General features: G+C 34.7%; 18 protein-coding genes, 2 rRNA genes and 1 other RNA gene. 18 read left to right on the forward strand and 3 right to left on the reverse strand.

The window, feature by feature from the left end; genetic code table 11:
• Positions 1 to 285 precede the first annotated feature (285 nt).
• The 5 genes from CPIN17260_RS01345 to CPIN17260_RS01365 all read left to right on the forward strand — a co-directional run bounded on the left by CPIN17260_RS01345 (position 286) and on the right by CPIN17260_RS01365 (position 7,722).
• Positions 286 to 3,191: ribosomal RNA gene (locus CPIN17260_RS01345) — 23S ribosomal RNA — on the forward strand.
• Positions 3,192 to 3,330: 139 nt separating this feature from the next.
• Positions 3,331 to 3,449 (forward strand): 5S ribosomal RNA (gene rrf, locus CPIN17260_RS01350).
• Between the two features lie 1,274 nt (positions 3,450 to 4,723).
• Positions 4,724 to 6,409, forward strand: a complete 1,686-nt coding sequence (locus CPIN17260_RS01355; RefSeq protein ID WP_069633380.1) for a carbon starvation CstA family protein — start codon at positions 4,724 to 4,726, stop codon at positions 6,407 to 6,409.
• Positions 6,410 to 6,465: 56 nt separating this feature from the next.
• Positions 6,466 to 6,732: a cory-CC-star protein gene (locus CPIN17260_RS01360; protein ID WP_069633381.1), complete on the forward strand. Its 267-nt coding sequence runs from the start codon at positions 6,466 to 6,468 to the stop codon at positions 6,730 to 6,732.
• A gap of 9 nt (positions 6,733 to 6,741) precedes the next feature.
• Positions 6,742 to 7,722, forward strand: a complete 981-nt coding sequence (locus tag CPIN17260_RS01365; RefSeq protein WP_069633382.1) for an ArsA family ATPase — start codon at positions 6,742 to 6,744, stop codon at positions 7,720 to 7,722.
• 47 nt (positions 7,723 to 7,769) lie between these two features.
• On the opposite strand, the gene CPIN17260_RS01370 is transcribed toward CPIN17260_RS01365, so the two are convergent.
• The 3 genes from CPIN17260_RS01370 to CPIN17260_RS01380 all read right to left on the reverse strand — a co-directional run bounded on the left by CPIN17260_RS01370 (position 7,770) and on the right by CPIN17260_RS01380 (position 10,221).
• Positions 7,770 to 9,026 carry an MFS transporter gene (locus tag CPIN17260_RS01370; RefSeq protein WP_226997028.1) on the reverse strand — a complete coding sequence of 419 codons (1,257 nt, stop codon included), beginning with the start codon at positions 9,024 to 9,026 and terminating at the stop codon, positions 7,770 to 7,772.
• Between the two features lie 393 nt (positions 9,027 to 9,419).
• Positions 9,420 to 9,780: a transfer-messenger RNA gene (gene ssrA, locus CPIN17260_RS01375) on the reverse strand.
• A gap of 36 nt (positions 9,781 to 9,816) precedes the next feature.
• Positions 9,817 to 10,221: an Hpt domain-containing protein gene (locus CPIN17260_RS01380; RefSeq protein WP_069637098.1), complete on the reverse strand. Its 405-nt coding sequence runs from the start codon at positions 10,219 to 10,221 to the stop codon at positions 9,817 to 9,819.
• A gap of 97 nt (positions 10,222 to 10,318) precedes the next feature.
• Here CPIN17260_RS01380 and panB point away from each other — a divergent pair, with 97 nt between their 5' ends.
• From panB to CPIN17260_RS01445, 13 genes are all read left to right on the forward strand, one after another.
• Positions 10,319 to 11,116, forward strand: coding sequence for a 3-methyl-2-oxobutanoate hydroxymethyltransferase (gene panB / locus CPIN17260_RS01385; RefSeq protein ID WP_069637099.1), 798 nt, complete (start codon positions 10,319 to 10,321; stop codon positions 11,114 to 11,116).
• 7 nt (positions 11,117 to 11,123) lie between these two features.
• Positions 11,124 to 11,573 carry a UDP-4-amino-4,6-dideoxy-N-acetyl-beta-L-altrosamine N-acetyltransferase gene (pseH, locus tag CPIN17260_RS01390; protein WP_069637100.1) on the forward strand — a complete coding sequence of 150 codons (450 nt, stop codon included), beginning with the start codon at positions 11,124 to 11,126 and terminating at the stop codon, positions 11,571 to 11,573.
• 271 nt (positions 11,574 to 11,844) lie between these two features.
• On the forward strand, positions 11,845 to 12,414 hold the full coding sequence (locus CPIN17260_RS01395; RefSeq protein ID WP_069633387.1) for a 4Fe-4S dicluster domain-containing protein: 570 nt from the start codon (positions 11,845 to 11,847) through the stop codon (positions 12,412 to 12,414).
• 1 nt (position 12,415) lies between these two features.
• Positions 12,416 to 14,386 carry a proton-conducting transporter transmembrane domain-containing protein gene (locus tag CPIN17260_RS01400; RefSeq protein ID WP_078440446.1) on the forward strand — a complete coding sequence of 657 codons (1,971 nt, stop codon included), beginning with the start codon at positions 12,416 to 12,418 and terminating at the stop codon, positions 14,384 to 14,386.
• Between the two features lie 9 nt (positions 14,387 to 14,395).
• A complete protein-coding gene (locus CPIN17260_RS01405; RefSeq protein ID WP_078440447.1) occupies positions 14,396 to 15,316 on the forward strand; it encodes a respiratory chain complex I subunit 1 family protein in 921 nt (306 codons plus the stop codon).
• 1 nt (position 15,317) lies between these two features.
• Positions 15,318 to 15,962, forward strand: coding sequence for a hydrogenase 4 membrane subunit (gene hyfE, locus CPIN17260_RS01410; RefSeq protein WP_069638273.1), 645 nt, complete (start codon positions 15,318 to 15,320; stop codon positions 15,960 to 15,962).
• 2 nt (positions 15,963 to 15,964) lie between these two features.
• Positions 15,965 to 17,440, forward strand: a complete 1,476-nt coding sequence (locus tag CPIN17260_RS01415) for a hydrogenase 4 subunit F (RefSeq protein WP_078440448.1) — start codon at positions 15,965 to 15,967, stop codon at positions 17,438 to 17,440.
• 2 nt (positions 17,441 to 17,442) lie between these two features.
• On the forward strand, positions 17,443 to 19,182 hold the full coding sequence (locus CPIN17260_RS01420) for a hydrogenase large subunit (protein WP_069637106.1): 1,740 nt from the start codon (positions 17,443 to 17,445) through the stop codon (positions 19,180 to 19,182).
• Positions 19,179 to 19,715 (forward strand): formate hydrogenlyase complex iron-sulfur subunit, encoded by a 537-nt coding sequence (locus tag CPIN17260_RS01425; RefSeq protein ID WP_078440449.1) that lies wholly within the window; start codon positions 19,179 to 19,181, stop codon positions 19,713 to 19,715. Before CPIN17260_RS01420 ends, CPIN17260_RS01425 begins: the two co-directional genes overlap by 4 nt.
• 13 nt (positions 19,716 to 19,728) lie before the next feature.
• Complete coding sequence (locus CPIN17260_RS01430) at positions 19,729 to 20,553, forward strand: NADH-quinone oxidoreductase subunit B family protein (protein ID WP_069637108.1); 825 nt, start codon at positions 19,729 to 19,731, stop codon at positions 20,551 to 20,553.
• Complete coding sequence (locus CPIN17260_RS01435) at positions 20,550 to 20,894, forward strand: formate hydrogenlyase maturation HycH family protein (protein ID WP_069633395.1); 345 nt, start codon at positions 20,550 to 20,552, stop codon at positions 20,892 to 20,894. Before CPIN17260_RS01430 ends, CPIN17260_RS01435 begins: the two co-directional genes overlap by 4 nt.
• The gene (locus tag CPIN17260_RS01440) at positions 20,894 to 21,343 is read left to right on the forward strand and encodes a hydrogenase 3 maturation endopeptidase HyCI (protein ID WP_069633396.1); all 450 of its coding nucleotides are present in this window, start codon (positions 20,894 to 20,896) and stop codon (positions 21,341 to 21,343) included. Before CPIN17260_RS01435 ends, CPIN17260_RS01440 begins: the two co-directional genes overlap by 1 nt.
• Position 21,344: 1 nt before the next feature.
• Complete coding sequence (locus CPIN17260_RS01445; RefSeq protein ID WP_069633397.1) at positions 21,345 to 22,205, forward strand: formate/nitrite transporter family protein; 861 nt, start codon at positions 21,345 to 21,347, stop codon at positions 22,203 to 22,205.
• Positions 22,206 to 22,236: the final 31 nt, after the last annotated feature.

The raw sequence follows: 22,236 nt of genomic DNA on the forward strand, positions 1-22,236 counted from the left end.
AAAACAATTTTACAGGACTTGTTAAAGATTTAAATATCTAATCTCTTGTATATAAATACAGAAGTTTAACATCACAAGATATTATAGGATTAAAACTTATCTATATTATCTGTTAATGCTTTCCGTCTTGGGGATTATGTGTTTAGATTTAGTAACTACATAGTAAAAGTATAATTATTATATTTTATTTATTATGTATAACAGTTACCTTTAACAAGGAAGTGATGCGAATTAGAATATAACAAAAAATATACTAACAACTTATTATGTATTAATAGGTAAAAAAGGTAAGCTACTAAGAGTAAATGGTGGATGCCTTGGCTAGTAGAGGCGATGAAGGACGTGCCAGGCTGCGATAAGACTCGGGGAGCCGTCAAGGGGCTTTGATCCGGGTATTTCCGAATGGGGCAACCCAACTGATAGCGATGTCAGTTACCATATAATGGAGCAAACGTTGGGAATTGAAACATCTTAGTACCAACAGGAAGAGAAATCAAAAGAGATTACGCTAGTAGCGGCGAGCGAACGCGTAAGAGGGCAAACCACTAGTTTACTAGTGGGGTTGTAGGACTGCAACATAGACTAAACAAAGCTAATAGAATAACCTGGAAAGGTTAAGCGTAGAGGGTGATACTCCCGTATATGAAAGCGATGTTTTACTTAGCAGTATCCTGAGTAGGGCGGAACACGTGATATTCTGTCTGAAGCTGGGTAGACCACTATCCAACCCTAAATACTACTACTAGACCGATAGCGAACAAGTACCGTGAGGGAAAGGTGAAAAGAACTGAGGTGATCAGAGTGAAATAGAACCTGAAACCATTTACTTACAATCATTCAGAGCCCTATGATTTATCAGGGTGATGGACTGCCTTTTGCATAATGAGCCTGCGAGTTGTGATGTCTGGCGAGGTTAAGGAAACCCGGAGCCGTAGCGAAAGCAAGTCTTAATAGGGCGATTAGTCAGATGTTGCAGACCCGAAACGATGTGATCTATCCATGAGCAGGTTGAAACTGGTGTAAGAGCCAGTGGAGGACCGAACCCGCTAGCGTTGAAAAGCTATGGGATGACTTGTGGATAGGGGTGAAAGGCCAATCAAACATCGTGATAGCTGGTTCTCTCCGAAATATATTTAGGTATAGCGTTGTGTCGTAACACTAGGGGGTAGAGCACTGAATGGGCTAGGGCATACACCAATGTACCAAACCCTATCAAACTCCGAATACCTAGTGTGTAATCACAGCAGTCAGGCGGCGAGTGATAAAATCCGTCGTCGAGAGGGGAACAACCCAGACTAACAGCTAAGGTCCCTAAATCTCATTTAAGTGGAAAACGATGTGAAGTTACTGTAACAACCAGGAGGTTGGCTTAGAAGCAGCCATCCTTTAAAGAAAGCGTAATAGCTCACTGGTCTAGTGATTTTGCGCGGAAAATATAACGGGGCTAAAATGAGTACCGAAGCTTTAGACTTAGTTTTACTAAGTGGTAGGAGAGCGTTCTATTCAGCGTTGAAGGTGTACCGGTAAGGAGCGCTGGAGCGGATAGAAGTGAGCATGCAGGCATGAGTAGCGATAATTGGGGTGAGAATCCCCAACGCCGTAAACCCAAGGTTTCCTACGCGATGCTCGTCATCGTAGGGTTAGCCGGGTCCTAAGCAAAGTCCGAAAGGGGTATGCGATGGAAAATTGGTTAATATTCCAATGCCAACATTATTGTGCGATGGAAGGACGCTTAGAGTTAAAGGAGCCAGCGGATGGAAGTGCTGGTCGAAAGGTGTAGGTTAAGAATCAGGCAAATCCGGTTCTTTTTAAGCCGAGACCCCACAGGCAGACAACATTCTTCGGAATCGAGTCTGAATCCTTGATACTGTCGAGCCAAGAAAAGTTTCTAAGTTTAGATAATGTTGCCCGTACCGTAAACCGACACAGGTGGGTGGGATGAGTATTCTAAGGCGCGTGGAAGAACTCTCTTCAAGGAACTCTGCAAAATAGCACCGTATCTTCGGTATAAGGTGTGCCTAACTTTGTTAAGGATTTACTCCGTAAGCATTGAAGGTTACAACAAAGAGTCCCTCCCGACTGTTTACCAAAAACACAGCACTCTGCTAACTCGTAAGAGGATGTATAGGGTGTGACGCCTGCCCGGTGCTCGAAGGTTAATTGATGATGTTAGCTCTGCGAAGCATTTGATCGAAGCCCGAGTAAACGGCGGCCGTAACTATAACGGTCCTAAGGTAGCGAAATTCCTTGTCGGTTAAATACCGACCTGCATGAATGGCGTAACGAGATGGGAGCTGTCTCGAAGAGGGATCCAGTGAAATTGTAGTGGAGGTGAAAATTCCTCCTACCCGCGGCAAGACGGAAAGACCCCGTGGACCTTTACTACAGCTTGACACTGCTATTGGGATAAAGATGTGCAGGATAGGTGGGAGGCTTTGAGTATATGACGCCAGTTGTATATGAGCCATTGTTGAGATACCACTCTTCTTTATTCTGATAGCTAACTGGCATGAGTTATCCTCATGCAGGACAATGTCTGGTGGGTAGTTTGACTGGGGCGGTCGCCTCCCAAAATGTAACGGAGGCTTACAAAGGTTGGCTCAGAACGGTTGGAAATCGTTCGTAGAGTATAAAGGTATAAGCCAGCTTAACTGCAAGACGTACATGTCAAGCAGGGACGAAAGTCGGTCTTAGTGATCCGGTGGTTCTGTGTGGAAGGGCCATCGCTCAAAGGATAAAAGGTACCCCGGGGATAACAGGCTGATCTCCCCCAAGAGCTCACATCGACGGGGAGGTTTGGCACCTCGATGTCGGCTCATCGCATCCTGGGGCTGGAGCAGGTCCCAAGGGTATGGCTGTTCGCCATTTAAAGCGGTACGCGAGCTGGGTTCAGAACGTCGTGAGACAGTTCGGTCCCTATCTGCCGTGGGCGTAAGAAGATTGAGGAGAGTTGACCCTAGTACGAGAGGACCGGGTTGAACGAACCACTGGTGTACGAGTTGTCCTGCCAAGGGCATCGCTCGGTAGCTACGTTCGGATGTGATAAGAGCTGAAAGCATCTAAGCTCGAAGCCAACTCCAAGATGAATCTTCTTTTAAGAGCTCTAGTAGACTACTAGTTTGATAGGCTGGGTGTGTAATTGATGAAAGTCATTTAGCTGACCAGTACTAATAGCTCGTTTGCTTATCTTTTTAAGCATCACTTCCTTGTTAAGGGTAAAACCTTATACAAGAAAAGATTGTTTGATAAAACAAGCTTTACTCTTAACGATATAATTTAACACAAACAGTGTTAAATAAGAGATTATATTTAAATCTTTTATTTAACACTGCTCGTGGCTATACAGACGAGGAAACGCCTTGCTCCATCTCGAACCAAGAAGCTAAGCTCGTCCTGGCTGATGATACTCTCTCTTACTGGGATGTCGGGAAAGTAAGTCGCTGCGAGCTTTGTTTATTCTTTCTTTTTATAAATCCAATTAGTTTCTCTTTATTCATATATCTTTATTTATTGTATATCTTTATTTCTTATTCTTTCTTATGTTTTTTTATTTAATAAATTTAAATTCTTTTTATTCTTTTATTTTATTGTGTTTTACTTGGTTATGATTAATATACAAGTGGTATATTTTATTTGATTGTGGATAATTGTTTTTTATTCTTTTTAAATCATTTAAATTCTTTTTGCTTAATAGCTAGATGGTAGGTTTGTTGTTTATAGGAGGAATTTTAATAGCTCAATTAGCGCAGAATTTAATCTAAAAGGTTATGATTATAATCCATATAGAAATAATTAGGAGCAAATTTATTAGAATATAATAATTATAAAATGTGCTAGCAAAATAAAAGAGTGAGCAGATAAATCAAATTTACAAAGATATAAAAAACAAAACTACTTAAATAAACAAACTCTTCCTTAATGGACATATAAACAAAATAGAAATTTTACAATCACTAATCAACTCATTAAACAAATCATATTATAAAGTTACAAGCAAATAATATAAAAACAACTGTAATTGTGTGATACTCCTACAGTATTTATATATAAGTTCTTTTATTTAAATAATATAAAAAAGATTAATTAGCTGTAAGTATACGAAGTACTTATGTACTGAAAGGTAAATTAGCGATTATTCCTGTTTCGTTCTTTATTAAAAATCTTAGTAAGTTTATCAATACTTTACTCATATAATACTGCTATATTTATAGATAAGTATAATTGAATGCTTTATAAAAGTGTTATTTGATAATGTAGAATCTTTATAAGTATTATAAAAAATTTATAGTGAATTGATTCATGTTCTTTTTTTGTTGATAAATTTATTTATCTATTTGTTTAAATGTTATAAATATGTATATTCACTAAAGATAATTTATTTAACTTTTATGAAGAAAAAGATTGATATGGTATTTTCTATGCTTATTCTTTTAATTTAATATATTAGTTTTTTAATTTTCTTTAGAGTCTTGTTGATTATTACTTAAAGATTTTTTTGAATGCATATTTTATTGACCACAATAAATAATATAAATTTTATTTAAAATGCTTATAAATAATTAATTTTTAATATAATATTTAGTTACTTAGTTTGAATATTTGGGTTTAAAATGATATATTTTTGGCAATGGTTGTATAAATTTAATATTTAATTTATTAAATACATTGGTATAAATACTTTTTTGTGTTATAATAAATGAAATTTAAATGAAAAGGATTTGCTATGAATGCTGTATGGCTTATGTTGGTCGGCTTTGTTGTTTTTGGCTTTGGATGGTTTGTGTATTCTCGCTTATATGCATCAAAAGTTTTGGAACTTGATGATAATTTTACTACTCCCGCTCACGAATACTGTGATAATGTTGATTTTGTTCCAGCTAATAAATTTGTATTGTGGGGGCATCACTTTACTGCGGTTGCAGGTGCTGCACCTATAGTTGGTCCAGCTATTGCTGTGCAGTGGGGTTGGTTGCCTGCATTTTTATGGGTTGTTATAGGCACTGTTGCTTTTGCTGGTATACACGATATGTCAGCACTTTGGGCTAGTGTTAGAAACGAAGGTAAGAGTATAGGAACTATTTGTACCAGATTTGTTGGAAGCAAAGTTGGTCAGTTGTTTATGATTGTTATATTCTTGGTTCTTCTAATGGTAAACGGTGCTTTTGGTGTGATTATTGCAAAAGAAAGTGTCGAGCATACAAGCACTATTATCCCTGCTTGGGGTGCCGTTGCTATAGCCCTTATAATGGGACAAGCTATTTATAAATTTAAAATGAAACTTGTGCCTGTTACTATAGTAGCTGTTATTGCTCTTTATGCGCTTGTTCCGCTTGGTGTTGCTGTGCCTTTAAGTTTGCCTGATTCAATGTTTGGTCTTAATCAAAATGCTCAATGGGTTGTACTTCTTTATATATATGCTGGTATAGCTTCTATACTTCCTGTATGGGCTTTATTACAACCAAGAGATTATGTAAATGGCATACAGCTTTTTGTTGGTCTTATCTTGCTTTATACAAGTATCATAATAGTTCATCCAACAGTTGCTGCACCTACATTTATACCCGCTATTACAGATAATCCTGGTGGTTGGCATGTCGTAGTTCCTGTTTTATTTATAACAGTTGCTTGCGGTGCTATTAGTGGTTTCCATGGTATAGTAAGTTCTGGAACAACTTCAAAACAAGTTGATAAGATGAAAGATGTTCGTTTTGTTGGATATCTAGGTGCTATGGGCGAGGGTTCGTTATCACTTGCTACAATTATAGCTTGTGTTGCTGGACTAAGCTTAATAAATGCCGATTTAAATCTAGACACTTGGGCTGATTTGTATAAAGGTGGTACTGCGAGTTTCGTTGCTGGTGGTGGTGCTATTATTTATGAAGGACTTGGCATTCCACAAGAAGCTAGTGCTACATTGCTTTCACTTATGGTTATCCTTTTTGCAGCAACCACAATGGATGCTGGTATTCGTCTTCAAAGATACATCATCCAAGAGTGGGGGGATATATATAATATAGGCTTTTTAAGAGGAAAAGGTATAGCTACTATAGTTGCAGTTATTACATCTTTTACTATATCTATGAATGGTGTTAGTGATGGTAAAGTTGCGATTTGGCCTTTATTTGGTGCTACAAACCAACTTCTAGCTAGTCTTACACTTTTGGTTGTTGCTGTTATTTTACTAAAATCTAAAAAATTCGGTGGTAGCTTGGTAGCTCTTGTTCCTATGAGCTTTATTCTTGTAATGAGCTTCTGGGGGGCGATTATAAAACTTGGTGATTATTATAATGACCAAAATTATCTACTTACAACCTTAAATGCTATTGTTATAGTTGTAACACTTCTAGTTGTGCTTTCTGCGCTTAAAGTTATAAGCAAAATTTTAGCCGATAAAAAGGCAGCCGCTTAATCCTATTTCTTGCCTTGCCTTTTTTGGCTTGGCAAGAATTATACAAAAGGATACAAATGATAAAAAAAATTATTAAATTCTCACAAGATCTTGAGAGTTTTTATGTTGGCATGCATAAAAGTGCCATTATGAAAGAAAATTCCGAAATTGACGATTTTTTTATGATTATCACATTTAGTGAAATTTATGGTATAGAAAATCCTTATTCGCTTTATACACTTGAAATGCTTCCTGCTCTTATGCCAAAATTTCATCGTTGGCATCAAAAAGTTGGACTTAAGCACTCATTCTTTGAAAATTTTCCATGCAGTTGCTGTTGTTAAAGGAGATAAATGAAGAACAAAGAACTTCCAAAAGTTATATTTGTAGGTGGCAAAGGCGGTGTTGGCAAAAGCACTACATCAAGCTCGCTGGCAGTAGCCTTATCAAGTGGTAAAAATGCTAAAAAAGTTTTGCTTGTCTCAACAGATCCAGCACACAATCTTAGTGATATATTTGATGTTGAGTTTAAAAACTCTATCACAAAAGTAGATGAAAAGTTAAGTGTTGCGGAGATTGATTCTGCCCTTGAGGCAAAAGAATATGTCCAAAAAGTAGCAAAAGATATGAGAGGCTTTGTTGGTGCATCAAGCTATGCACAAATAGATAATTATTTTGCGAAAATAGCTGATAGTTCTTCTACTTTAGAGGCGGCTTTGTTTGAAAGACTAAGCACCATACTAACAAAAGAAATATCTAGTTATGACCATATCATCATAGATACTGCTCCCACAGGACATACATTAAGACTATTTTTTATGCCAAAAGAGTTAAGGGATTGGAGTAAGACACTTCTTAGTATGCAAGAGCGAGGCGGAATGAGCGAAAAAGTACTAGGGCATTTAGATGGTGGTGACAAAAATAGATTTAGCGATCCAGATGGTTTTATAAGGGGTCGACTTATAGAAAAACTTGATGAAAGATATGCAAGATATAGCGCTTTTTCAAATTTAGTAAAAGATAGCAATAAATGCGGTATAGTTTTGGTTTTAAATGCTTCAAAGCTAGCTATAGCCGAAACACAACGAGCTATACAGAGTTTAGATCAAAAAGATCTTAAACCTTATGCTGTTGTTTTAAATAAAGTCCTTCCTAATAGTTCAAATGATGATTTTTTAAGCTCAAGAATCTCACAAGAAGCACAATATGTAAAGCAAAGCGATAATGAGTTTGGAAAATATCATTATGCAAAAATACCACTTTTCAAAGAGGATATAACCAACAAAGAAAATCTTAAAATTTTTGGGGAAAAAGTGCTTGAAAGTATTATTTGATTTATTTTTTGTGATAGTATTAAACCCCTTTTTAAAGGGGTTAAAATTTATTTTTTAAGCTTTTCAGCTTCTATTTTCATAACTCCTAAATGAACCATATAGCAACATAAAATGCATGCAACAACAGCAAACATTAAAAGATAAAAGCCATAATCCCAGCCATAATTTTTAGCCATATATCCTATAAGCGCAGTTCCCGAAAAACTACCAAGCACATAGCTTAAAAGACCACGAAGACCGGTGGCCGAACCAGCTGCAAAAGGCGGAACAAGCTCTATAGTTTGAAGTGAGCTAAGGAACATAGGCACATATATAAAACAACCAATAATAGCAGCACCTAGTGTTACGGTAGTTAAACTTTCTCCGCCGTGATAAATAAACATAGCACCACCTACTATAACAAGAGAAATTATAGAAAGAGGCATTCTTCTACCTTTAAAGAAGCTATCTGTTAAATAACCTGCGGCTATTGTTGAAATAATAGCCGACCATTCAAATATAGCAAATGCTATACTCATATCTTTTTTGCTAAATCCTTTTGTTTCTAGTAAGTAAAGCGGTAGCCATGTAAGAACACCAAATCGTATCATATATGTAAATACATCTATAAAGCTAACAAACCATACATTTTTATCTGTTAATATATATTTTTTTAGTATTTCCCAGCTACTTAGTTTTTCACCATCTTCTTTTGCTGTTACTAATTCATCTTTGTCGTTGTTTAAAATTTTATTTAGCTGAGGAAGACCTTCATTATATGTTTTTCCAGCTCCAAAAATAGCAAAAATAGCAGATATGAAAATAACTACTGCAACAGGAATTATAAAATTTGCTGTTTGCCAGTGATCTGTGCCTAGCCAAGCAATTGCCCCACCGGTTATTGGTGCCACAAGTCCCCCGCCTACATTGTGCGATGTATTAAATATAGAAGTGATAAGACCACGAGACTTTCTAGGATACCAACTGGCAAGAACTACATAAGCAGGACCAGCGCCCATACCTTGGAATAATCCATTTAAACAAACCAATATAAAAAATAGCCAAAATGCTGTGCTAAATCCCATCATTAGGTTGACTAGTGCTGAAAGAACCAAACCAAATATCATAAACCACTTTGGATTCGCCTTATCTGCTAAAACACTCATAAAACCTTTACTAAAGCCGTAAATTACAAGAGAGGTTCCAGATATTAATCCTATATCTGTTTTATCAAAGCCAAGCTCACTTTGTAGATATGGAGTTGAGAGAATGAAGTTGTTTCTTATGATATAAAATGCAGCATAGCCGATAAAAATGCCAAAAATAGCATTCCACCTTTTGCGGTTGTAGGTTGCTAAGACTTCCTACTCAGGCACCATTTTTCCTTGCTTGGAACGTAAAAATCCAAACATATATTTCTCCTTATAAAATAAAATGTAAATTTATTTATTATAATCAATAAATAATAATATTTTTATAAAAACAAAACTAAGATACAAAATTATTTAATATGCCCAAGGCAAACAATAAGTTTTGTTGGATTTGTGTCTTGTAAAATGGTGCTAAAAATTGTAAATAAAATTTTTGAATTATTATTGTGTTTTAATAGGCTTATTGTTTAGTCTCTTAAAATTGCTTAAAAAATCAAAACAACATAAAAAACTAAAATTAAAGAAAATTATGATTTGTAGTGGTTTATTAAAGAAAAATAAGTAAAATGGTGGAAGCGAGGGGGATCGAACCCCTGTCCAAAAACAAAACAACCACAACTTCTACATGTTTAGCAAAAGTGAAAAATTCACTAAGACATGCTCACTTTCCAAAACACTTATCCTAGCTAAGGCAAAAATTTCAACCTATATCGTGCCAAAATACAAATCTACACTATCTGGGTAGCTTGCAATCTTTTTTAGATAGCATCAAAAAGTGCAAGGCTCAACTGAACTTACGCAGCTTTAGCGTAAGCAGGAGCGAAATTAACGTTGTTTGCGTTTAAATTTAATTTTGAGCTTTTTACGCTTTGCTCAAAGCGACATGCCATCGTAGCCACTCTGCTCCTGTCGAAGCCAAGTCACTCCCATGTTTTAAGTTTATATTCTAATATCTTTTTAAATTTTAGTCAAGTTTTACCGGTATATTTATTATTAATGGTTCTAGAATACTAAAATATTCAGAGTCATTTTCTAAATCATTTTTGTATTTTATGAATTGATCCCCAACTAGTAACAACCAGTCTATAAATTTATCATTTGCTGGACCTTCTATTTCTCTAGCTTCTGTGCAAATTTCTTCTGCTAATGTTGCTAAATGTATTATAGGCTCGAGGTGCATATATCCAGCTGCTGATTTTATATTGTGATAAATTCTAAATAGCTCTTTTATATTTTCGTTATATTTTGTTTTATTGCCAAGGCCTATTACGATTGGTTCTGAAATATCACACATTATTGAGTAGTGTGATAAGAATTCCTCCACAATCTCAAATGAATAATCTATCTCTAAATTTTTTAATATACCCATATTTAATCCTTGAAAAACTGTAACCTAATTGTAACATTTTTTTTGGTAAAATACAAAGTGCAATAAATGCAATTAATACAAAACAAAGGTTTTTTAAATGTCAGTTTATAAAAAAATTACAACTCAAGATATATTAAATAAAAAAAATAATGAAAAAATAGTTGCAATAACCGCTTATGATGCTTTGTTTGCAAAACTTTTTGATGATTATGTTGATGTTATTTTGGTTGGAGATAGTTTAAATATGAGTTTTAATGGCCAAAAGGACACACTAAATGTTGATTTAAAATCTATGCTTTATCATACAAAAGCTGTTTGTGCTGGTGCAAAAAGGGCTTTAATTATGGGCGATATGCCTTTTGGTAGTTATCAAAATGAAAAGATGGCTTTAAAAAATGCCGTAAAGTTTATAAAACAAGCCGGAGCTGATTGTATAAAGCTAGAAGGTGGTATGAGGGTTGTTCCTACTGTTAAAAAACTAACAGAAGAAGGTGTAAGTGTTTGCGGACATATAGGCTTAATGCCACAAAGAGTTAGATTTGAAGGTGGTTATAAGATAAAAGGTAAAAATGATGATGATAAAAAAAGGCTAAAAGAAGAGGCCTTGGCTTTGCAAGATGCTGGAGCTTTTTGTATAGTCTTAGAAGGTGTTATTAGCGATGTTGCAGATGAGATAACACGTTCTCTTGAAATTCCTACTATAGGAATAGGCTCAGGCGTTAAGACTGATGGACAAATACTTGTATTTTCTGATATGCTTGGATTTTTTGAGGAATTTAAGCCAAAATTTGTAAAGCAATATATGAGTGGTGCCAGCTTGGTTCGAAATGCTATACAAGAATACGCCAATGAAGTAAAAAATCAAAAATTCCCAACATCTGATTTTTGGTACTAAAAAAAGTATGGTTTGGATTAAAAACTTTATAGATTTAGATGATAAAGAAACTCATTTGGTTTTCAATTGGCGAAATGACGAAAGAGTTTCTAAATTTATGATAACTACAAATATCAGCCTAAATGAACATATAATTTTTATTCAATCACTTCAACATTCAAATACAAAAAAATATTTTTTAGTTTTTAAAAAAGATAGCCCTATCGGTGTTATATCATTTAGTGATATAGACACAAGTTCTTGCGAGTTTGGATTGTATCAAAATCCAAACTTAAAAGGATATGGGCAGGTGTTAATTGATGAGATTAAAAAATATGCTTTTAATGTTTTGGGGGTTTTAAAAATTAAATCATCCGTTTTAAACTCAAACGAAAAAGCTATCAAGCTATATCTTAAAAATGGATTTAATATATCAGATAAAGATGATAAATTTAAGTCCATTGAACTTTCTTTATAATAAAATATATCTTAAATAATTATATTACATTTATATTTAATTATAAATGTAATTTATTATCAATAATACATAGTTTTTAATTTAAAATATATAAAACATATTACATTATAAATAATACAAGTCCCCTATATAGCTATACTATAAATATATAAAAATATACAAAATTATAAAAATTAATTTTTATAAATAATAAATGTCAGGAAAATGACAGAAAAAAAAATTGAAATTTTATAAAATTGTTAAAGTTTTTCACAAAACGCGAGGAGGATTTATGAAACAGCATAAATTTGTTATTGCTGATTATAAGCGTTGTATAGGCTGTGCTACTTGTATGGCCGCGTGTTTTAAAAGCGCTTATGAGAGGGGGAAATTATCAAAAGCAAGGCTATCTGTTTTAAGACAAGCTGCTGGTGTAATGCCAACACAATGTAGACAATGCGATGATGGCCCTTGTGCAAATGTTTGTCCGACTGGTGCATTGAGATTTGATGATGATTGTATTGAGCTTCACGAGGAGATATGTATAGGTTGCAAATTATGCACTATCGCCTGTCCTTATGGAGCTATTAGTTCAAGCGCTGAACTTATGCCTTCGGTAAATTATTCAGTTGAACCAAAATATTATCTAGAAATAGAATCACAAGCCGGAGCTAAAAATATCGCCATAAAATGTGATATGTGTTATGGACAGGAAAAAGGACCTGCATGCGTTGATGTTTGTCCTACTTCAGCTCTTATTATGGTAGATCCTAGAAATCAAAATCACAAACTTGGCAAAAGTATAGACTTTAAGTCAGCAAATGAGTTTTTGCATAAGATAATGCAAAGCGAGGAGGCCTGAGATGGTTGAAATTTATTTGCTTTTTGTATTAAGCGCTATTATTAGTATGTGTTTTTATAAAAATCCAAAATTAGCCGTAAAGGCTGGATTTGGACTTAGTGCGATTAGTTGCTTTATAGCTATGAGTCATTTTGTATGCAATATGGGTGTTAGTGATAGCTTTTTGCTTGGTGGAAATTTTTTATATTCTCCAAATTTTGCACTAAACCCACTTGGTAACTTTTTTAGCTTTGTGGTTGTATTTATAGGTTTTGCAAGTAGTATTTATGGTATGAGCTATGCAAACGAATATATCAAAAAAGCAAATGTTGCTGTTTTTGCAAGTTTGTTTAGCGCTTTTATCTTGTCAATGCTTCTTGTAATTAGTGCAAACAATGTATTTTGCTTTGTTGTTCTTTGGGAGTTGATGACACTTATATCATCTTTCTTGATTTTAGTAAACGATGGTAAAGGCACTCTAAAAGCTGTTATGATATATCTAGGTATAGCTCAAATAGGAGCATTTTGTATAACTTGTGGTTTGCTTTTATTGTCTTATTATGCAAACAGCACAGAATTTAGCGAGTTTGCAAACCTAAATATGCCTTTAGGTGCTTCAATAGTTGTATTTATATTATTTTTGATTGGTTTTGGTTCAAAAGCTGGTATGTGGCCATTTCATGTTTGGCTTCCGCTAGCTCACCCAGCTGCCCCATCAAATGTATCAGCTCTTATGAGTGGTGTTATGATAAAAGTTGCATTATTTACACTTGTTAAATTTACACTTTACTTGCCACTTAGCCCTTATTTTGGTCTTACTATATTAGCTTTGGGCGCAGCTAGCTCATTGTTTGGTGTTTTGTATGCGCTTTGCCAACACGACTATAAAGCTTTGTTGGCGTATCACTCAGTTGAAAATATAGGAATTATACTTCTTGGTCTTGGAACAGGAATTTATGGTCTTGCACAAAACGATGCTGTTTTGGCAGCTATAGGATTTTTAGCTGGTTGCTATCACGTTGTAAATCACGCTATATTTAAAGGACTTTTATTCCTTTGTGCCGGTTCGGTTTTGCACGCAACTCACACAAGAGATATGGAAGTTTTGGGCGGTCTTGCAAAAAAAATGCCTTGGACAGCTATTGGTATGTTTATAGGAAGTATGGCGATCACAGCTCTTCCTCCTGTAAATGGTTTTGTCTCTGAGTGGCTTACATATCAAGGTATGCTTCAAGGTGCATTAAAAGATAGTGTTGTCGCTAGATATGCTTTTACATTTTCTGTTGTTGCATTGGCATTAACTGGTGCTTTGGCTGTAATGTGTTTTGTAAAAGTTTATTCTGTTATATTTGCCGGAACACCAAGAGATATGAAAATTTTTGAACATGCAAAAGAAAGCCCTATAGGAATGATACTTGGTATAGCAATACTAACATTAGCTTGTATAGCTTTTGGTATCGGCGCAAGCACTGTTGCAGATTATATAATGCAAGTTGTAAACTCAATAACTCCAAGCTCTTTTAGTGCTCAGACAGAGTTTGGTTCAGTTGCATCACCTATGGGTAGCTTTATATCTACTCCTTTAATAGCTGTAATTTTGTGTTCTACAATGATACTTCCTTTTATAATGCTTGCTGTTATGAAAGCAAATAAAACAGCACCAAGAGAAACAGACCCTTGGGCTTGCGGTTTTAAATACAACCAAAGAATGCAAAGCACAGCGGGTCCTTTTACTGGAGATCTTAGAAAAATAATGCAATGGCTATTTCGTTCAGAGAAAAAAGTCATCAGTAAAGATTACTTCTCTCCTGTTGAGTACCATAATCATCCAAAAGATATTTGGTGGGGATTGTTTTATGAACCTTTTATAAATTTAAGCAAAAAAATAGCTGATAAAATAGGTATTTTTCAAAGCGGATATACAAATGTTTATTCATTTTATATCATTATATATCTTTGTTTAATGCTTGCAGTTAGCTATTTCTTGATATAAGGAATTATTATGCAAACTATATTTTTAATGATATTTCAAGTTGTTGTGATAGTCCTTGTAGCACCTTTGTTTGATGGTATGGCAAGAAAACTTAGAGCAAAACTCCAATCAAAACAAGGGAGCGATTTTTTTCAGACTTATCGTGACATAAAAAAATTATTTAAACGAGGAAGAACAACTCCTTCTTGTTCTCATTGGGTTTTTAGATATGCGCCTTTTGTTTTGTTTGCTACGGCAGCAGGAATATTAGCTGCTATACCTATTACATATAGTCAAAATTCTGATTTTGGTGCTTATGCTGATATATTTGTGATTATTTATCTAGGCGCTTTGTTTAGATTTATATTTGGTGCAACATCTATGGATAGCGGAAACCCTTTTGCAGCAACTGGCGGAAGCAGGGAGCAGATGATAGGAATTTTTGTTGAACCTGTTATGATTATGTGTCTTATTGTTGTAATGCTTGCAGCAAAAACATCAAATTTGGTTGAAATCCAAGAAATGGTAAAAACAGGCACCATAGGATATCAAATTCCTAGTTTTGCTGTTGCTTCTATAGCTTTTTTATGGTGTATGTATGCTGAAACAGGAAGAAAGCCTTTTGACCTTGCCGAAGCTGAGCAAGAGCTTCAAGAGGGTTTGCTTGGTGAGTATGCTGGATATGATTTGGGTTTAGTTCAAGCAGCTTTGATATTAAAACAATTTGCAATGATAGGTCTGTTTTTGACTATATTTGAGCCTTGGAATTTCTCAAATCCAATTTTAGCAATTATAGTTTTTGTTATAAAAACAGGTGTGTTTTATGTAGCCGCTGTTTTTATAGATAACTTCGGACCACGCTTTAAAATTACATCAAGTCTCCGTAAAAATGCACTTTTTGCACTTGGTATCTCTTTTATAGCGTTAAGTCTTTATGCTTTAGGAGTTTAAAATGGGTATTATAGATACAATATCTATCGCTATGATAGCGACATCTTTGGCTGTTTTTGGGTTGAGAGGTCTTAAATTATCAGTTTTTGTTTATGCAATTCAGACATTGCTTTTAGTGAGTATGTTTTTTGTTTTATCTTCAAAATTTGATGCTCACGAGCTTAGAAATTGGGCTTATGTTGCCTTTTTTACAAAGGTTTTATTTGTCCCATCTATTTTGTTGTTTGTGATAAAAAAATTAAATGTTGTGAGTGAAGATGAGCCGGTTGGCGGATTTTTTGTTAGCCCTGTTGTGGCTATGGGATTTTCTTTAGCAATAGCCATGAGTATACACGGTGTTTTTTTAGAGTTTTCTCTTATCAAAGAAAAAATAGCCCTAATAGCTTCAGCTACTATATTTATGATGGGTATTTTTGGGTTCATACTTAGAAACTCATTTATTAAACAGATACTTTCTTATTGTCTTTTTGAAAATGGAATACATCTAAGCCTTGGTTTGATGGCTTTTAATTCACACGAATTAGTTGAACTAGGAATTTTAACAGATGCACTTTTTGCTGTAATCATAATGAGTGTATTAGCTGTTAGATTTTATAAAATTTACGATAGCCTTGATACTTCTAAGGCTACAAATTTAAGGGGGTAGTGATGAGTAGTTTAAGCTTATTGTTAATCACGCCTTTAATAGGTGCATTAGTGCTATTTTTTGCTCCAAAATGGCATAAACAACTAAATTTTATACATATATTAGTGTCAGGTTTGACTTCACTAATATTGCTTTTTAATGTTAGCAAAGTATTGCAAGATGGGGCTTTTTTTACTGATGATAAGTTTTTGTTTTTGGATGGATTAGGAAGTGTGTTTTTGGTTTTGATAGCAGTAACTGGCTTTTTGGTGAATTTATATTCAACAACATATATGAAATGGGAAGTAGCTGATAGACATATTAATTTAGATACATTAAAAAAATACTACTCTCTTTGTCATGTGTTTATATTTACAATGAGCCTTAGTGTTGTTTGTAATAATATAGCTTTTATGTGGGCAGCTATTGAAGCAACAACTTTGGCTTCTGTCTTTTTAGTTGCTATAAATAAAGATAAAAAATCTACAGAGAGTGGTTATAAATATATAGTTTTATGTTCTATAGGTTTGGCATTTGCTCTTTATGCAACCATACTTTTGTATTCAGCAACATTTGCAAATCTAGGTGATGGGGAGTCATCTATGCTATATACAAACATAATTGAAAATGCTAAAAATCTAAACCCAGATATTGCAAAACTTATATTTGTGTTTGCTTTGATTGGTTTTGGAACAAAAGCAGGTTTAGCACCAACTCATACATGGCTGCCAGATGTTCACGCACAAGGTCCGGCTCCTATATCAGCGCTTCTTTCTGGTGTGCTTTTAAAATGCGCTATGCTTGCTATTTTTAGATATTACGCTATTGTATCAAATGCAATTGGATTTGAATTTACACAAAATGTTATGCTTATTTCTGGAACAATTACTCTTTTTGTTTCAGCATTTTTCTTAATGCGTCAGCACGATGTAAAAAGAATGTTTGCTTATCACTCTATAGCTCATATGGGTGTTATTGCATTTGCTTTGGGCGTTGGTGGAAAAATAGGAATATTTGCAGCGCTTTTTCACTGTCTAGCTCATAGTTTTACAAAAGCACTTGCATTTTGTTCAACTGGAAATATAGCAAGAATTTACGGACATAAAGATATGAGTAAAATGGGCGGCATGGTAAAAATAGCACCTGTTACAACTATGATGTTTGGAGCAGCTGTTTGTTCGTTGGTTGGTGTTCCAGCTTTTGCGATATTTGTTAGCGAGTTTTTGGTATTTAAACAAGCTATAACAAGTGGACAATTTGGAGCTGTTGCTTTATTTGCTGTTGCACTTACTATAATTTTTATAGCAGACTTTTCACACTTTAATATGGCTAGTTTTGGCGAAAGTAAAGGCGAAATTGCTCACAAAAAAGAGATGAGTTTAATTGAAAATATACCATTGATAGCATTATGTGTTTTGATAGTTGTCTTTGGTTTGTGGCATGTAGATAGCTTTTATACTTTAGTTGAAAATGGCGTAAGAATAATAATGAGAGGTTAAAAATGCGTGGCGATAATTTTATACAAATTTTAAAAACTAAAGTAAATGTGTTAGAGGTTACAAGACAGGCTGATGATCAAGTTACTGTTTTGGTGGATAGAAATGATCTACCTTTGGCTGTAAAAACACTTTATTATGATATTGGTGGTTTTATAAGCACAATGATACCAAATGATGAGCGCGAACTTAATGGACATTTTGCACTATATTATGCTTTGTCTATGGAAGGTTCAAAAATGACAGAAAAAGATGATTTTTTGCCTGAGGATAAATGTTTTGTTACTGTAAAAACACTTATTCCAGCAAATGATCCTACTTTTCCATCTGTCACACCTCACGTTCCAGCTTGTGTTTGGTATGAAAGAGAAGCATATGATATGTATGGTCTTGTAGCTGAGGGATTGCCTGATAAACGTCGTTTGGTTTTAAGTGATGACTGGCCTGAAAACCTACATCCACTTAGAAAAGATGCGATGGACTATCGTTATAGACCAGACCCTGTCGCACATCAAGATGAACCAGAAGCTGAGTTTTTGTTTCCAAAAGGCGATGGTGTTGTTGATGTTCCGCTTGGACCTTTACACATAACAAGCGATGAGCCTGGGCATTTTAGACTATTTTGCGATGGCGATGAGATAATAGATGCTGATTATAGACTATTTTATCAACATAGAGGTATGGAAAAACTTGCCGAAAACAGAATGAACTATGACCAAATGGGTTATTTGGCTGAAAGGGTTTGTGGTATTTGCGGATACGCCCACGCCATAGCTTGTATAGAGGCTGCTGAAAAGGCTATAAGATTAGAAATTCCTCTTCGCGCTCAGGCCATTAGAGTTATTTGTCTTGAGATAGAAAGACTTCACTCACACCTTTTAAATATAGGTTTAGCGTGTGAGGTGACTGGTAACTATAACGCATTTATGCATATTTTTAGGGTTCGCGAGTATTCAATGGAGTTAGCTCAACTTGTTACTGGTGGTAGAAAAACTTATGGTAACGTTATCATGGGTGGACTTAGAAGAGATATGACCGATAATGAGATAAGAAAATCAATAGCAATCATAAATAAACTAGACGTCCAAATAGATGAAATTTGGGATGCTGTTATGGATGATAAAAGACAGATAGGTCGCTGGAAAGGAGTTGGTATTCTTGATAGACAAGTAGCTCGTGATTTTAGTCCGGTTGGTCCAAATATGAGAGGTAGCGGATTTAAAAGAGACAATAGATATGACCATCCTTATGACTTTTTTAAACAGATAGAATTTGAAGTTGCTGTTGAACACGGTGGCGATGTATTTAGTAGAGAGATGGTTAGGTATAAAGAGCTAAAAAGCTCAATTCATATCATTAGACAATGTCTTGAACTAATGCCTCAAACACCTATAATGATAGATCCAAAAACAATGATTAAGCCTGAGAATTTTGCCTTAGGACACGATGAAGCGCCTAGGGGTGAAAATGTGCATTGGATTATGCAAGGAAGCGCTCAAAAAGTATTTCGTTGGAGATGTAGAGCCGCTACATACAATAACTGGCCTAGCCTTCGCTTCCAATTTAGAGGAAATACAATAGCTGATGCAGCTTTGATAGTATGTTCGCTTGACCCTTGCTACTCTTGTACCGAGCGTGTTACAGTTGTTGATGTTAAAACTAAAAAGAGTAAAATTTTAACTGAAAAAGATTTGAAATTATATTCTCAAACATTAAAAGATTCTCCATTAAGGGAGTTAAGATGAAATTATTTGATGTAACAAAAAAATACGGAAAAGCTACTTATGCTTATCCATTTGAACCTTACATAGTTCCTGATAATTTTCGCGGACAGCCAAATTATACATATGAACTTTGTATAGGTTGTGCGGCTTGTGGTGTTGCTTGTCCATCTAACGCAATCGAGATAAAAATGAACGAAGAGCAAACTAGACTTATTTGGGAGTTTAGCTGTGGTCGTTGTATATTTTGTGGTCGTTGCGATGAGGTATGCCCAACAGGTGCTATTAAGCTTAGTGATAGTTTTGAACTTGCTGTTAAATTTGATAAGTCTGCGCTTATCCAAAGAGGGGAGTTAGAAATTCAAAGATGTAAATGCTGTGATAAACCTTTTACTCCAAAAAGACTTATAAATTTTAGCTATGCAAGACTTGAAAAAGCAAATTTGTTACCACATAGGTTAGAAGAAGCAAAAGAGTATTTATATATATGCCCTGAATGTAAAAAGGCAGCAGCTGTAAAAGAGCTAACAACAGTTGCCGAGACAAACATAAAATAATAAAGGGGATAAGATGAGTTTATATCAAGTTCCAGATAATATAAAAACAGCAAATGACCTAACAGCAAAATTAGAACATTTGCAAAATATAAAAAGAAGTTTTAGTGTTTATAGGATAGACTGCGGTAGCTGTAACGGCTGTGAGATAGAAATTTTTGCGGCAATTACACCTATGTGGGACCCTGAGCGTTTTGGATTTAAACTTGTAGCAAATCCACGCCACGCTGATATTTTGGTATGTTCAGGTCCTGTTACTAGACAGATGTATTATCCACTTTTGCGTGCTTATGAAGCAGCACCAGATCCAAAGATAGTAGTTGCTTTTGGTGCTTGTGGTTCTAGTGGCGGTATCTTTCATGATGCTTATAGTGTTTGGGGTGGTATAGATAAGGTTATACCGGTTGATGTTTATATACCAGGCTGCCCTCCACACCCAGCAAGTGTTATATATGGCCTTGGAATGGCACTTGGGATTATCGATCAAAAGCTAGAAAAAAAGAGCTATGAGAATGATACAACTCTTGCGCCAGAAGTAAAAGAGTCAGTTATGGGTGATATACTTTTTGAAAGAGATTTACAAGCTGAGTCAAAAAGGCTTATGAGTTATGTTTTTGGTAGAGAACTTTATAAAAAATATATAAGCGCTGTAAGTTCTTCAAGCGACATTCATAATGCGGATATAACTAAAAATACTTTGTTAGAAGCTATTAAAAAAGAAGAAGACCCTAGATATGCTGAATGTATGGCGATTTTACATAATGATATTTATTTAAAATATACAAAAGCCGATAAAAGCTTTAGTATAGACCCTAAAAAAGAGATTTGGGATAAAAGATGATAAGAATTTTTAAACTAACAAAACGCCATATGGACGATAACGACAAAATGCCACGCGAGTTAAAAGATATAAAAATATTTTCAACTTGCGTTGGACATGGTGTTGGTACGATTGATTTTAGCGAACAAATAGCACAAATGAGTGAAGAGGAATACGAACAAATGCTAAATGAGTCTGGCGAGTATGTAAAGTTTAAGCTTGGAAATCTTAGCAAATATTTTGAAGTTGAAATTTTTGCAGAGCATGCTTTAAGACTTTTACCACAACTTTGTGATGGTAAACTTAAACAAATTCTACTAAATTTACGTGAAGGATATTTAGTTATTAAAAAGGATTTTTGATGAACAAAGCCGTTTTGTGTATAGGTAACCCTTTGCGTGGAGATGATGATGTTGGTAATGAGGTTGGACGATTAGTTTGTGAAAATTTAAAAGATTGGAAGGTTTTTTTTGGGGAAGATGTCCCTGAAAATGAGTTTGGTGCGATAAGAGATTTTGCTCCAGATATACTTATAGTCGTAGATGCTATGAGCGGATTTGATGATGAGAAGATTGAATTTTTTGATTTAAGTGATGATAGAGATTATATCTACTCGACACACAATCTACCAACTCCAATTCTTTTAAGTTATTTAAGAAAAATATGTCCTAAAACGCTTTTTTTGGGAATTAATGTTTTGCTTGAAAATGTTCTTGATTTTAAAGAGGGTATGAGTGAAAAAGCAAAACAAAGTGCAAAAAAAGCTCTTAAAAAGATTGAATTTATAGATGAAAATTTAAAAGGAGGTTGAAATGTTAAATCCGGCACAAACAGCACAGGCTGTTTCAAGCTCAATGGAACACAAAGCTCACACTCCATTTATAAGTGTGGTCTTTTTGGCAATAATGGCGGGGGCTGCTATTGCCATGGGTGATATTTTTTGGGCTCACTCAACGGTAGACATGGCTGAAAAACAATCAATAGGCATGGCTAATTTTATAGGAGGTATAACTTTTTCTTGTGGTCTTATGATGGTTGTTTTTTATGGGGGACATCTTTTTACTAGCTCTGTTTTATCAGGTGTAAGTACTTATGACAAAAAATTAACACTAGGAAAAACAGTTAGCTATTGGATTTTAGTTTGGATTTGTAATTTTATAGGCGGTGCTTTGATCGCTTATATGTATTATCATTCAGGGCTTCCTTTGAAATTTGATGGATATATTTTGCATCACTTTATACCAACTGGTGTAGGTAAAATCTCAACTCCATTTCATGAGCTTTTTATACGTGGTATATTTTGTAATGTTTTTGTTTGCATGGCTATTTGGACAGCAACATCTGAAAATGACTTGGCGGGTAAATTTTTTGCAATTATGTGGATGATAGGTGCTTTCGTTGCTTGTTCTATGGAGCACTGCGTTGCAAATATGTTTATAATTACAGAAGCATTGATAGCAAAATCTCACTATTTAGCTGCAAACTCAGGCGATATTAACGCACTTGCTAGCTCTTTGCACGGCGTTAGTGTTGATGGTTTAAATTCTCTTAATGTATTTAATTTTTTGATTAAAAATTTATTACCTGTTACTATGGGGAATGTTGTCGGGGGACTATTCTTTGTAGGTCTTGTTGGATTTATGGTAAATAAATTTGATATGAAAAAAGCTTAATTTTTTGGGTTAGCAGGTTTTCCTGCTAACA

It is taken from the genome of Campylobacter pinnipediorum subsp. pinnipediorum (assembly GCF_002021925.1).
In the GTDB taxonomy this organism is placed as follows: Bacteria; Campylobacterota; Campylobacteria; order Campylobacterales; family Campylobacteraceae; genus Campylobacter_A; species Campylobacter_A pinnipediorum.

Bases quoted from the DNA above. Each gene is read 5' to 3' on its own strand.
- CPIN17260_RS01355 (WP_069633380.1), top strand. From the start codon at position 4,724: ATGAATGCTGTATGGCTTATGTTGGTCGGCTTTGTTGTTTTTGGCTTT.
- CPIN17260_RS01360 (WP_069633381.1), top strand. From the start codon at position 6,466: ATGATAAAAAAAATTATTAAATTCTCACAAGATCTTGAGAGTTTTTAT.
- CPIN17260_RS01365 (WP_069633382.1), top strand. From the start codon at position 6,742: ATGAAGAACAAAGAACTTCCAAAAGTTATATTTGTAGGTGGCAAAGGC.
- CPIN17260_RS01380 (WP_069637098.1), bottom strand. From the start codon at position 10,221: ATGGGTATATTAAAAAATTTAGAGATAGATTATTCATTTGAGATTGTG.
- panB (WP_069637099.1), top strand. From the start codon at position 10,319: ATGTCAGTTTATAAAAAAATTACAACTCAAGATATATTAAATAAAAAA.
- pseH (WP_069637100.1), top strand. From the start codon at position 11,124: ATGGTTTGGATTAAAAACTTTATAGATTTAGATGATAAAGAAACTCAT.
- CPIN17260_RS01395 (WP_069633387.1), top strand. From the start codon at position 11,845: ATGAAACAGCATAAATTTGTTATTGCTGATTATAAGCGTTGTATAGGC.
- CPIN17260_RS01400 (WP_078440446.1), top strand. From the start codon at position 12,416: ATGGTTGAAATTTATTTGCTTTTTGTATTAAGCGCTATTATTAGTATG.
- CPIN17260_RS01405 (WP_078440447.1), top strand. From the start codon at position 14,396: ATGCAAACTATATTTTTAATGATATTTCAAGTTGTTGTGATAGTCCTT.
- hyfE (WP_069638273.1), top strand. From the start codon at position 15,318: ATGGGTATTATAGATACAATATCTATCGCTATGATAGCGACATCTTTG.
- CPIN17260_RS01415 (WP_078440448.1), top strand. From the start codon at position 15,965: ATGAGTAGTTTAAGCTTATTGTTAATCACGCCTTTAATAGGTGCATTA.
- CPIN17260_RS01420 (WP_069637106.1), top strand. From the start codon at position 17,443: ATGCGTGGCGATAATTTTATACAAATTTTAAAAACTAAAGTAAATGTG.
- CPIN17260_RS01425 (WP_078440449.1), top strand. From the start codon at position 19,179: ATGAAATTATTTGATGTAACAAAAAAATACGGAAAAGCTACTTATGCT.
- CPIN17260_RS01430 (WP_069637108.1), top strand. From the start codon at position 19,729: ATGAGTTTATATCAAGTTCCAGATAATATAAAAACAGCAAATGACCTA.
- CPIN17260_RS01435 (WP_069633395.1), top strand. From the start codon at position 20,550: ATGATAAGAATTTTTAAACTAACAAAACGCCATATGGACGATAACGAC.
- CPIN17260_RS01440 (WP_069633396.1), top strand. From the start codon at position 20,894: ATGAACAAAGCCGTTTTGTGTATAGGTAACCCTTTGCGTGGAGATGAT.
- CPIN17260_RS01445 (WP_069633397.1), top strand. From the start codon at position 21,345: ATGTTAAATCCGGCACAAACAGCACAGGCTGTTTCAAGCTCAATGGAA.